Below are 11,550 nucleotides of genomic sequence, written 5' to 3'. Positions count from 1 at the left end.
TGCGCCTATGGTACTGCCTTCACCGGTGGGAGAGTCGGTCGCCGCCAACCTTTTTTCAGTAATGCCCCTGCCGCTTTCACCAGCCGCAGGGGCATTTTGCTGTTACGCCAAGTTGGGATTTGAGGCAGCAGCATATCTGCTCAATCGTAGCTAGGTGGAGCAATGTTGTCTACCCAAGCCAATTAAGTTGGGCTTGTGTTGGTTACTTATATGGGAGAAGTCAGTGATAGACTTCAGCAGCGCTGATGGTCCCGATGCTGCTAGGGCTATTGTCGAGGGAATCATGTGCCGGACAAGACTTATGGAGGGGATATACGGTATAGTGGAAAAAGCAGCAGATGCCATGGCACGCCTTAATTAGAGGTACTGTTGAATTGTCAATATTGCAGGCATAAGCATGGTCAACGTATTAGTGCATTAGATGGATGAAAGCGTTAATAGTGAGTAAATTAGATGATTCTTGTAAGCGAATACTATTTGCGCATTCATAAAACTTTACCGTTGGGGCAATCCGCTGGATGAAGGAGTGGCGTAGGTGAGGCATCATTCAAAACATCCAAGCATTTCTTCATATCCATGAAAAAGACTCTGTTTTCGCTCGCTTTCGTTGCTTTGTTCAGCGTTGCTACCACTACTACTGTTTCGGCCCAATCCAAGACTAAGACTGTGATGGTGGGCGGTGCCGCTATGTACCCCACGAAAAACATTATTGAAAACGCGGTTAACTCGAAAGACCACACTACGCTGGTGGCTGCGGTGAAAGCTGCTGGTTTGGTAGAGACGCTGCAAGGTGCTGGTCCCTTCACGGTATTTGCTCCTACCAATGAGGCTTTCAACAAGCTCCCCGCTGGTACGGTGGAAACGCTGGTGAAACCCGAGAATAAGGCGACGCTAACCAAAATCCTGACTTACCACGTGGTGGCTGGCCGTATGACTTCGGCTGATATCGCAAAAGCCATTAAAGCTGGTGGTGGCAAGGCTACCTTCAAAACGGTAAGCGGCGGTACCCTGACGGCCATGATGAAAGGCAAAGCCCTTGAGTTGAAAGACGAGAAAGGCGGCATTTCGACTGTTACCATCGCCGATGTGCTGCAGAGCAATGGCGTTATCCACGTGGTGAATACGGTGCTGATGCCCCAGTAAGGCTTTCCGAGCTTCTGAATGCAACTTCGGCAACCGCCGCTGGCTTTGGCTAGCGGCGGTTGTTTGCGTTTATGGGAGGCGCTTTAATGGCAGGCGGCTTGGGCCGTGCGGGCGTATTCGTAGCCTAGGTTCAGGGCGCGACGGTAGAACTCGCAGGCGGCGGTGGAGTCGCCGGTGTGGGCGGCTAGTTTGCCGAGCAGGAAGTGGGTGCGGCCATCAGTGGGGTTGGCCTGGAGTACGCGGAAGTAATCGGCCCAGGCTTCGGGGTAGCGGGCGAGGGTAGCGAAGGCCACGCCACGTAGCTGTACGTAGCGCCAAGGGGCTTTTCGACCGGTGCGTTGGTACTGGCTTAGGCCGGTGGTGAAATCGACTACAGCCAGCGCGGGCTGATGTAGGTCGAGCAGGCGGATTTCGCCGCGGGCAAAGTAGGTGATGCTGCGAGTGCTGTCTAAGGAGAGGGAACGAGTGTAGTTGAAGTCGGCGGTGGTGGCGCGGCCGAGGGCGGCTTCGCAGCGGCCTAGCTGGTACAGCAGGTCGGCGGTGAGGCGGCGGGACTGGGGCTGTTGGAGGGCGGCCTGGAAATCGGCGCGGGCAGCATGGACATCCTGGAGGCTGAGGCGGGCCAGCTCGCCGCGCCGGCGCAGGGCAGGGGCGTAGTCGGGACGGAAGTGCAGGGTTTCATCCATGAAGCTGTACGCCGCTGACCAGTCGCCGCGGACGTAGGCCCGCAGGCCATCGGCGTAGTTGCTGTTGGCGGAGACGCGGTCCATGGTCACTTTCACGGCCATCGCAAAAAGCAAGATGCCGGCGATGAAAAGCAGCGTGAATAGCCAGTCGCGCCGATTGAAGGCGGGGCGTTGGCGCGGAATACGCTGGTAGTGCCGCTCACGGCTGCCGGCGGGCGGGCGAGTACGGAGCGGGGCTGGGGGCGGCATGGGCACGCCGTAGACGTGCTGCGAGACGGGCCGCTGCTGCTGTTGGCGCTGGGCTTCGGCGGCGCGGCGGGCGGCCTGGGCCAGCTGGAAATCATAGGTGGCGCGGCGGCCGGGGTCGCCGAGGATGCCGTAGGCCACGGCGACGGCTTTAAACTGCTCCTCGTAGCGGATGTCGCCACCGTGCTTGTCGGGGTGGAAGCGCACTACCAGCTGCCGGTAGGCGCGCTTGATATCGGCGGCCGGGGCGGTGGGGGCAACTCCAAGAATTTGATAATGATTCTGACTCACGCTAGCGGCAAACACAAAGGTGGGTGCAAAAGTCAGCCACGCGCCGAAATTTTCCGTAGAACCGGCGCGGTCCACTGCTTTTTTCTGCGAAATCAAAGAAACTGTCGGGCTTTTTTTCTTGTGTCACTCCATTTTCGCGCCGCATGTTCAACGACGACGATACCTCCAAAACTCCCCGTAACGACAGCCTGATTGGGAACCTCACAGGTTACCTTGATACCCGCATTGACCTAGTTCGGCTGGAAATTCAACAAAAAGTATCCACCATTTTCGTGGGTACCATTCACGGCGCAACCCTGGCTATTCTGGGGCTGCTGTTCGTCATCTTTGTGAGCATCTTTGCCGGACTGGCTCTTAATGCCGCTCTGAATAGCCCGTATTGGGGCTTTGGTATTGTGGCCGGCTTCTATCTGGTGCTGCTGGTGCTGGTGCTAGTAGGCGTTGATAAAACGGCTTTTCAGGGCCTCGCTAACAAAGTGCTGAAGGATACCATTTACAAATCTGACAAACGCCAAGCTTAAGCCAACCCTAGCATGAGTGAGTTGCAAAACCCCCTGTTCGAAGAGGAAAAGGAATTCCTTGAACGCAAAAAACTGGAATACGAGCGCGCCCTGCGGGGCGATGTGGACCACATCAAGGACCAATCGGTGGTGGTGGGCAAGGTGGCGCTGGTTGGCGCGGGCCTGGCCGGTGGCGTGTGGCTCATCACCAAGTTGATTGGTGGCAAGAAGCGCAAGCGTACTCCGAAGCATGCGGCTGAGCACAACGAGGCCGACCATGACTACGAGTTCGGCGCCGATTATTATTCCAACAGCAAAGGCAAAAAGGATAAGAAGGGCAAAAAAGGCGATGACCTGGCGCATAAGTCGGCCGAAGAATCGGCCCGCGCTTTTGTGGAACATCACGAGCACGCTCACGAAGCCGATGACCTGGGCTTTGGCTCTACAGGGGCACATTCGGGAGAGCATTCTTCGGAGACGGCTTCCAGTGCTCCTTTTGCAGCTGGCGCGGCATTTGCCGATGAGGAATTTGAGGAAGACCCGTTTCAGGATTTGCCTTACGACGACAGCCGCCGTTTGCCCGCTTCGCATGCTTTTGATGAGCCCACGCCGGCAGCCAGCCCGGCTAATTCGCGTTCGCGCATGGTAGGCTCAGTGCTGCAGGCGTTTTTGCAGTCTGATACGGGCAAGGTGCTGGTGGCGCAGGCAGCTGCCCTAGCCTTGGCCATGGTGACGAAAAAAGTAGGTGAGTTTTTCCCGGCGGACAAAAATGCCGACCTTGCGACTTCTCCCGGCTACGCCAAGGCCGAAACCGGGGCTTCTCCCGTCGCCTCGTCTGCTCCTTCTGACTCCTCGGATGCGTCCAACCCCCCTAAGTCTTTATGATGCGCTGCGCGCCCGGCAGCAGCACGGCCGCAAAGCGCTGGCCGTATTGCTCGACCCGGACAACCTAGATGAAACCAGCCTGCTGCACCTGCTCAGCCTGAGCGAGGTGCATCCGGTCGATTACTTTTTCGTGGGGGGCAGCCTAGTGCTTAGTGAGCACCAGGCTGCCCTCATCACGTTAATCAAGGCCCATTCCGATGTGCCGGTGTTGCTGTTTCCCAGCCATAGCATGCACCTGGATGGCCCGGCCGATGGATTGCTGCTGCTCTCGCTCATATCGGGCCGCAACCCTGATTTTCTGATTGGGCAGCATGTGGTGGCCGCGCCGCGCCTCAAGGCCAGCGGCTTGCAGCTGCTGTCGACGGGCTATATGCTGGTTGATTCGGGCCGGCAAACGACGGCTTCCTACATGAGTGGCACCACGCCGATGCCGCACAACAAGCCGGGTATTGCGGCATGTACTGCGCTGGCCGGCGAGCAGCTGGGGCTGAAGCTGATGTACCTCGATGGGGGTAGTGGAGCGCAGAACCCGGTGTCCGGCGCGATGATTGCGGCCGTGCGCGAAGCCGTGAGCGCGCCCCTTATTGTGGGCGGCGGGCTGAATTCGGGTGAGAAGGTGTACGCGGCTTTGGCCGCTGGGGCCGATGTGGTGGTGGTCGGCAACCACATTGAGGCCAAGCCGGAGTTTCTGGCCGAAGTGTCGGAGGTGGTTGCCTCGTTTAATCAGGTGGCAGCTTCGCGGCGCGTTTTTCAATAGCCTTGCGGCTGGCAATTCAATCAAATAAAAAGGCCCTGAAACCATTGTGCGGTTTCAGGGCCTTTTTATTTGGAGCCGATTATTGGACTCGAACCAACGACCTGCTCATTACGAATGAGCTGCTCTACCAACTGAGCTAAATCGGCTTGTGCCCGACCAACGGTTTTGGAAGGGGCTGCAAAGATAGGCAATCCGCCGGAAGCTGCGCAACCGCGCGGGGAGAAAAATTTATTGTTCGTGGCGTGGACTCGGAGTAGGGATAAACCCGACGGCCCGGTAAAATTGCTGCTGTGCTGGCCGTCCGCAGGCGCGGAACCGATAAGCAGGGACGGGCCGTTTGCGTAAAATAAAAGCACCGTTCGCTCGTCAGCAGGGGCTGACCGTACTTTGCAGCGGCGTTTACGTTTCTGACCACATGAAATTCTGGCTCATATTCATTCTGATTTTTTTCGCCGTTCGCTACCTGTTGCCCATCGTGCTGCGGTTGGCGCTGAGCGGCTTTGTACGCAAGCAGATGCGCAATGGGGGCTTTGTGGTGCCGCCACAGGCGCGGCCCGAGAGTGGCCCTACTTCCCGGCCCGGCGAGGTACGGGTGGAGTACGTACCGCCTACGGCAGCCCAAAACAAGCAGCCCCACGACTTCAAGGGCGGAGAGTACGTTGATTTTGAGGAAGTAAAATAGAAGCGCAACGTTTTGGGAAGTAAAAAGAGGTTTTGTCAGGCTAACGCGAGCGTAGCCCGGCGAAACCTCTTTTTATTTCCCAAAACGTCGTGGTGGAAGCGATAGCGCGGTTCTACTGTACCTTCGGGCACGTTTTCATTTTCCCCAAAATTGCCCTGATGGCTGCTGTTGTTTCTGCTCCTTCTGTTTCGTCCGCGCCGTGGTGGCAGCGGGCTTTGCCGCACGTGCTGGCGGTGTTGTTTTTCGTGTTGCTGGCCTGCGTGTATTTCGCGCCCATCATGTTCGATGGCAAAACCCTGGCCCAGCACGATATTACCCAGTTTCAGGGCGGCGCGCACGAGGCGCAGGAATATGCCAAGGCCATGGGCAAAGAGGCGTTGTGGACGAATTCCATGTTTTCGGGGATGCCGACGTACCTCATCAGCCTGCACTTTCCGGGCGACTGGTCGGGGTATTTGCAGAAGGCCATGACGCTGGGCCTGCCCGCCGTGGTAGCCAACCTGTTTCTGGCGCTGCTCTGCGGCTATATTCTGCTGGTGGCGCTGGGCGTGCGGCCGCTCATTGCGGTGGCGGGCGCGGTGGCGCTGGGCTTTTCGAGCTACAACCTGGCCATTCTGGCCGCCGGCCACAACACCAAGAGCCTGGCCCTGGCCTACGCACCGCTGGTGCTGGGCGGCCTGCTCGTGACGTACCGCCGCGATAAGTGGCTGGGCGCGGCCCTGTTTGCCGTCGGACTCACGCTGAACGTGCACGTCAACCACCTCCAGATTACCTACTACCTGCTGCTTCTGGTGGCTATTTTCGGCGTTATTGAATTGGTTTCGGCCGTGCGGGCGGGCCGCCTGCCCGAGTTTGCCAAGCGCACGGCGCTGCTGGCGTTGGGCGCGGCTCTGGCCGTGGGCGTGAGCTTCGGCCGCCTTTATACCACCGCCGAGTACAGCAAATACAGCAACCGTGGGCCTAGTGAATTGAAAACGCCGGCTCCGACTGCACCCGGCCAAGCCCCGGCTCCTAAAACTGAGGACGAAGGCTCGGGCGTGGACCGCGACTACGCTTTCCAGTACAGCTACGGCGTGGGCGAAACCATTACCCTGCTGATTCCCAACTTCTACGGTGGGGCCAGCTCCATGCCGCTCAGCACCGATTCTAACCTCGCCAAAGCGGGTTTGCCGCAGGAATACCTGGGCGCGATGCCAACCTATTGGGGGCAGCAGAGCTACACGGCCGGGCCGGTGTACATGGGCGCGGTGGTGTGCTTTTTGTTTATTCTGGGGCTGTTTGTGGTGGAGAAGCGCACGCGCTACTGGCTGCTGGGCGGTACTATTCTTTCCATTTTGCTGGCTTGGGGTAAGAATTTCGAGACGTTTAACTACCTGATTTTCGACCTGTTGCCAGGCTACAACAAGTTCCGCGCCGTGAGCATGGCGCTGGTGATTGCGCAGCTGGCCATGCCTATCCTGGGTGCGTTGGCATTGAGCCGGGTGCTGCGGCCTCGTCCGGCTACGGCTCCCACATTGCCCGGCACCAAGGCCCCGCTTTCGGCCGACGCGGCGGCTTTATTGCCCAAGGTTTTGTATGCTGGCGCTATCACGGCTGGGCTGTGCGTGCTGGCGTATATGGCGAGCTTCAGCTTCGATTTCGCGGCTCCCGTGGATGGCGAGCTGACCAAGCAGGGCTTCACGCCGCAGCTGCTGGGCGCGCTGCGCGCCGACCGTGCCGATTTGCTCCGCAACGACGTGTGGCGCGGGCTGCTGTTCATTGGCGCGGCGCTGGGTGTGCTGTATTTCCATCTGAAAGGGCAGCTGAAAGTGGTGCCAGCGGCGGCCATTATGGTGGTGCTGGTGCTGGTGGATTTGTGGGGCGTGGACAAGCGCTACCTCGGCGACAATAAATTCCAGCGCGAAACCATCGCCGAGGAATTCCAGCCGAGCCCGGCCGACCAGATGATTTTGCAGGATAAGGACCTGAGCTACCGCGTGCTCAACGTGCAGAATCCCTTCAACGAAGCCCAGACTTCGTACTTCCACAAGAGCATCGGTGGCTACCACGGGGCCAAGCTGCGCCGCTACCAGGACCTCATCGAGCGTCAGATTTCGAACAATAACCAGCAGGTGCTCAACATGCTGAACATGCGCTACCTCATCACCGGCGATGCCAAGCAGCCGGTGCAGCGCAACCCCGGTGCGCTGGGCAATGCCTGGTTTGTGAGCACGGTGAAGCCCGTGGCCAGCCCCGATGCCGAAATGGCCGCTCTCAGCACCCTGAACCCCGCCACCGAGGCCGTGGTGGATGTCAGCAAATTCCCGCAGCAAAAAGCCGCGACCTACGATATTGCCGGCTCCAGCATTGCCCTCACCGGCTACAGCCCCGATGAATTGAAGTACCGTTGCAACGCCACGCAGGCCGGGTTGGTGGTGTTCTCGGAAATCTATTATGCCGACGGCTGGCAGGCTTACATCGACGGCAAGCCGGTGCCGCACATCCGCGCCGATTATGTGCTGCGGGCGCTGCAGGTGCCGGCCGGCACCCACACTATCGAGTTCAAGTTTGAGCCGAAAGCCTACGCCGTGGGCAATGGCGTGTCGTTGGCGGCCAGCATTGCGCTGCTGCTGGTGCTGGTAGGCACGGGCGTGTACGTGGCGCGCCGCCGCGAGCGTAGCGGCGACGAGCTGGCCGATGCGCCGGTGCTGGCGTAGCTTCTGCTTTAGAAGGAATCAGGGAAGGGGATAGGGGAAACGGTTGTTTTTCCAGTCCCCTTTCTCATTTTACCGCCGCTTCGATGCCTGCTTCGTCTCTTCTTCAGCTGCTTGATGAGCCCGTTGCCGCTGCTCACGGTGTACGACTATTGTTGTGGCGCGACGACCTTGTGAATCCGGACCTGCCCGGCAATAAGGCCCGTAAGCTCAAGTATAACCTGATGGCGGCGCGGCATCAGGGGCACCACACGCTGCTCACGTTTGGCGGGGCGTACTCCAACCACATTGCGGCGGTGGCGGCTGCTGGCCGGCTGCTGGGCTTCCGCACCATTGGCCTGATTCGGGGCGATGAACCAGCGGTTGGGGAGAATCTCAACCCTACGCTGGCCCAGGCTGCCGCCGATGGCATGGAGCTGCATTACCTCGACCGCACGGCATACCACCGTCGGGGCGAGCCGGCGTTTATCGCAGAGCAATTGGCCCGCTTCGGCCCAGCCTACGTGCTGCCCGAGGGTGGTACGAATGCGCTGGCCCTGCCTGGCTGCGCCGAGCTGGTAGCCGAAATCCGGCAGCAGGTTGATTTTGATGCGCTGGCCGTGGCCGTGGGTACCGGTGGCACGTTGGCGGGGCTGCTCACCGGACTGGCTGGCCAGCACCACGCGGTGGGCGTGGCGGCGTTGAAGAACGGCGAATTTCTGCGCAGTGAAATCGATGCGCTGACGCAGGCGACGGCTGGACAAGCCTTCGATAACTACTCGCTCCAGACCGATTATCATTTTGGTGGCTACGCTAAATACTCGGCGGAGCTACTAGTGTTTATTCAGCAGTTTCAGGAACGGCACGGCGTGTTGCTTGACCCGATTTATACTGGCAAGCTGCTGTTTGGGGTGCTGGATTTGATTGGGAAAGGCTATTTCCAGCGAGGTAGCACGGTGGTGGCTATTCACACCGGCGGGCAGCAGGCCTGGGCCGGGTGGCAGGAGCGGTTTGGGAGCAAGCGCTAAGCTGTGGCCGTCTTTTTGCCAGCCCACCAGTTGGCTATTTCCAGCGAAGCCAGCACGAATACCACCGTCAGCACTGGGGCCAGAAACCGCACGTCCCAGTCATCGACGGTGAGCATTATGATGGCCGTTTGCAGGAGGAAAATGGCCGCCAGAAACACCCGTGCCGGCCGCCAGATGCTGGCCTGCCGTGCGCCGCGCGCCGCCAGCCAGTAGGCTGGCCACAGCACCACCACGCCGATAACCCGGTGCGCCAGTGAGTAGTGCGGCTTGAGGTAGCTGACGAATACGAACAGCTTGCCCAGCATCAACCGGCCCAGATACAGCGGATTATGCGCGCCGAAATACGCCACCCGCGCCACCGGGCCGGTGCCGGGCGGTGGCATATTGAGCGGTGCGGCTTGGTGCACAGCCCACAGCTGGTAGCGGAAAATCAACTCGCCGCGCTGGTAGGTGTCCATCAGGTAGTAGGTGGCGAGCTGGTGGTTGAGAGCCACCCAGAGCAGGGGCGAGAGCAGCGCCAGGGCCACCAGGGCCGCCCGCCACGGCCGGCGGTCGGGGGCACGATGCAGGGCATCGAGGCCGGCCAGGGCAGCGGCCAGCGCTACCAGAAAGCCGTTGGGGCGGGCCAGGGCGGTGAGGGTTAATACGATAATCAGCCACAGCCAGTCCTGCCGCTGGCCGCTTTGCAGCTTGGTGAAGGCCCCGAATGACAGCGCCACCAAGCTTATAAACAGCGACTCGGTAAGCAGGAAAACGTTAAAGGGCTGAATATCGGGCCAGGCAATGAAGAGAAGCGTGGCCAGCGCTGCCGCGCCGCGCCGGCCGTGACTCAACCGCCGCGTGCCCCGGTAAATGGCCCGCGTAGCCAGCGCCGAAATAGCCATCTGGCCCGCCACTATGCCCCACCAGCCCAAGCCCAGCCGCAGCCACAGGCTCTGGAATAGCGGGTAGAGCACGTAGCGCAAGTTGTGGCCGGGCTCGAAGTAGCCGCGCTCGGCAATATTGGCGGCGTAGGCCAGGTAACGGCCGCTGTCGTTGGCGAAGCGTGGCCCGTGAAACTTGCGCAGGTACACCAGCTGCACCAGAATCCACAGCCCCGCCAGCAGCGCCGGGTGATGCCGCCACAAGCGTTGGGCCAGCAAGCGAAAAGAAGTCGGAACGCGCATCAGCCTGCAAAGCTAGGCCAGCATCCGGCCCAACGCCGCGCCGCGCCCTGCGTACTTTACGCTATATGAATTTAGTCCGCCTCGTCCGCCGCCTGTTGCCGCTGTTGTTTCTCGTGGGGCTGGGGTGGTTTCTCTGGAAGAAAATTGGCCCCACGCTCGCCGACCTCAACCCGCTGAATACGGAGCCCAAAGTCACCGTGACGCACAACACCGTGCTCACCCAGGTCGAAGCCCTGGGCAAGCTGGAGCTGGTGCGCTACAAGTTCAAGGACATTGTGGAGTATCGCCGGGCCAGCCGCTACCCGTTGCTGCCCGATGCTAAAGTAGCCCTCGTGGTGGGCGGCGAAGCCGTGGGCTGCCTTGACCTGCGCAAAATCCGCCCGCAGGATGTCGTGTTCGAGGGCGACTCTATCGTGCGCGTGGTGCTGCCCGCGCCGGAACTGTGCTCCTTTCAGGTGAACCACGACCAAAGCCGCGTATTCAGCACCGAAAACGGCTTTTTTCAGGATGCCGACCTTGTGGACCAGGGTTACAAATACGCCGAAAAGCAGGTCCGCAACGCCGCCCTGCAATCCGGAATCCTGGCCGAAACCCAGCGCAACGCCGAGCAGATTCTCGTGCCCATGCTGCGCACGCTAACCGGGCGGCGTGTGATAGTGGGGCAGCAATTGGTGATGCCGGCGGTGGGAGCTAAGCAGTAAGTAGCGTGGACTCTGCGAGTCCGCGTCTCGCCGCTACGCGGCGAATGCGGGGCTGCGCATAACCCCAACGGCAACAACGATTATTTGCCGCGTGGCGGCGAGACGCGGAATCGCAGAATCCGCGCTACGTGCTACTCGTCATCTTCCGGCGCTTTGCCCAGCTCATCGAGCGCCATTTTTATCAAATCCTGCTCGTAGCCTTTGCCCGTCAGATACTGCGAGATTTTCATGCGACGCACGCGTGGATTTTTCTCCTTTTCCTGACGGTCCTTTTTCTCCATCACCTCCACCAGGTTCTGGTAATACTCTTCGCCATCAATCTCCTTCATACCCGACTTGATGCAGTATTCGCTGATGCCTTTCTGCTTCAATTCCTGCATGATGCGGCGGCGGCCCCACTTCTTCTGGCGGTAGTGGCCGCGCACGAATGCCTGGGCAAACCGCTCCTCATCCAGCAGCTTTTCGCGGCTCAGGCGGATGATGATTTCGCCGGCCTCGTCCTCGTCTAGGCCGTAGGATTTTAGCTTTTGCTCGACTTCCTTTTGGGTGCGCTCCTGATAGGCGCAGAAGGCGGCAATTTTTTGCAGGGCTTCGCCGGGTGTGTATTGTTTGGGGGCTTTGTCGGGGTTTTTGAACATGCGGAGGGGCTTTCGAAAGGCAAGTAACACTCAACAACGCATCAGGAGCTTCGTTACCAATCCGCAGGCAAATATTCGATGGCGCGATGGAATATTTGCCTGCGGCCGGGCAACTCATTGGCGCGCCTGAGAATCAGTAGGGGCAGGGCCGTAAC

The 11,550-nt window shown here is 59.7% G+C and carries 11 protein-coding genes and 1 tRNA gene; 8 read left to right on the top strand and 4 right to left on the bottom strand.

Translation table 11 applies throughout. From position 1 onward, the window contains the following. Positions 1-576: 576 nt before the first annotated feature. Positions 577-1,143, top strand: coding sequence for a fasciclin domain-containing protein (locus ACYU70_RS22380; RefSeq protein ID WP_342299309.1), 567 nt, complete (start codon positions 577-579; stop codon positions 1,141-1,143). Between the two features lie 83 nt (positions 1,144-1,226). Here the strand turns inward: ACYU70_RS22380 and ACYU70_RS22375 are convergent, their stop codons facing one another. Next, on the bottom strand, positions 1,227-2,381 hold the full coding sequence (locus tag ACYU70_RS22375) for a DnaJ domain-containing protein (protein WP_342299310.1): 1,155 nt from the start codon (positions 2,379-2,381) through the stop codon (positions 1,227-1,229). A 128-nt stretch (positions 2,382-2,509) separates the two neighbouring features. Here ACYU70_RS22375 and ACYU70_RS22370 point away from each other — a divergent pair, with 128 nt between their 5' ends. Genes ACYU70_RS22370 through ACYU70_RS22360 form a run of 3 tightly spaced genes read left to right on the top strand, consistent with a single transcriptional unit; the run spans position 2,510 to position 4,508 of the window. Then, positions 2,510-2,887, top strand: a complete 378-nt coding sequence (locus ACYU70_RS22370) for a phage holin family protein (RefSeq protein WP_342299313.1) — start codon at positions 2,510-2,512, stop codon at positions 2,885-2,887. A gap of 12 nt (positions 2,888-2,899) precedes the next feature. Next, positions 2,900-3,751 (top strand): hypothetical protein, encoded by an 852-nt coding sequence (locus ACYU70_RS22365; protein ID WP_342299315.1) that lies wholly within the window; start codon positions 2,900-2,902, stop codon positions 3,749-3,751. Next, positions 3,723-4,508 (top strand): geranylgeranylglyceryl/heptaprenylglyceryl phosphate synthase, encoded by a 786-nt coding sequence (locus tag ACYU70_RS22360; protein WP_342299317.1) that lies wholly within the window; start codon positions 3,723-3,725, stop codon positions 4,506-4,508. Before ACYU70_RS22365 ends, ACYU70_RS22360 begins: the two co-directional genes overlap by 29 nt. Positions 4,509-4,578: 70 nt before the next feature. On the opposite strand, the gene ACYU70_RS22355 is transcribed toward ACYU70_RS22360, so the two are convergent. Further along, positions 4,579-4,654: transfer RNA gene (locus tag ACYU70_RS22355), tRNA-Thr, on the bottom strand. Positions 4,655-4,923: 269 nt separating this feature from the next. Between ACYU70_RS22355 and ACYU70_RS22350 the strand changes: the two genes are divergently transcribed. The 3 genes from ACYU70_RS22350 (at position 4,924) to ACYU70_RS22340 (ending at position 8,890) form a co-directional block, all read left to right on the top strand. Further along, the gene (locus tag ACYU70_RS22350; RefSeq protein ID WP_342299320.1) at positions 4,924-5,190 is read left to right on the top strand and encodes a DUF4834 family protein; all 267 of its coding nucleotides are present in this window, start codon (positions 4,924-4,926) and stop codon (positions 5,188-5,190) included. 158 nt (positions 5,191-5,348) lie between these two features. Beyond that, a complete protein-coding gene (locus ACYU70_RS22345) occupies positions 5,349-7,886 on the top strand; it encodes a YfhO family protein (RefSeq protein ID WP_342299323.1) in 2,538 nt (845 codons plus the stop codon). A gap of 83 nt (positions 7,887-7,969) precedes the next feature. Next, positions 7,970-8,890, top strand: a complete 921-nt coding sequence (locus tag ACYU70_RS22340; protein ID WP_342299325.1) for a 1-aminocyclopropane-1-carboxylate deaminase/D-cysteine desulfhydrase — start codon at positions 7,970-7,972, stop codon at positions 8,888-8,890. Here ACYU70_RS22340 and ACYU70_RS22335 read toward each other — a convergent pair. Further along, the gene (locus tag ACYU70_RS22335; RefSeq protein WP_342299326.1) at positions 8,887-10,056 is read right to left on the bottom strand and encodes a glycosyltransferase family 39 protein; all 1,170 of its coding nucleotides are present in this window, start codon (positions 10,054-10,056) and stop codon (positions 8,887-8,889) included. The two genes, ACYU70_RS22340 and ACYU70_RS22335, sit on opposite strands and share 4 nt — an antisense overlap. A gap of 65 nt (positions 10,057-10,121) precedes the next feature. Between ACYU70_RS22335 and ACYU70_RS22330 the strand changes: the two genes are divergently transcribed. Beyond that, positions 10,122-10,757, top strand: a complete 636-nt coding sequence (locus ACYU70_RS22330; protein WP_342299327.1) for a DUF4230 domain-containing protein — start codon at positions 10,122-10,124, stop codon at positions 10,755-10,757. Positions 10,758-10,888: 131 nt separating this feature from the next. Here ACYU70_RS22330 and ACYU70_RS22325 read toward each other — a convergent pair whose 3' ends face one another. Next, the gene (locus ACYU70_RS22325; protein WP_342299328.1) at positions 10,889-11,395 is read right to left on the bottom strand and encodes a regulatory protein RecX; all 507 of its coding nucleotides are present in this window, start codon (positions 11,393-11,395) and stop codon (positions 10,889-10,891) included. Positions 11,396-11,550 lie beyond the last annotated feature (155 nt).

The organism is Hymenobacter segetis, from assembly GCF_054776495.1.
This window is presented reverse-complemented; position numbering and strand designations above follow the sequence as displayed.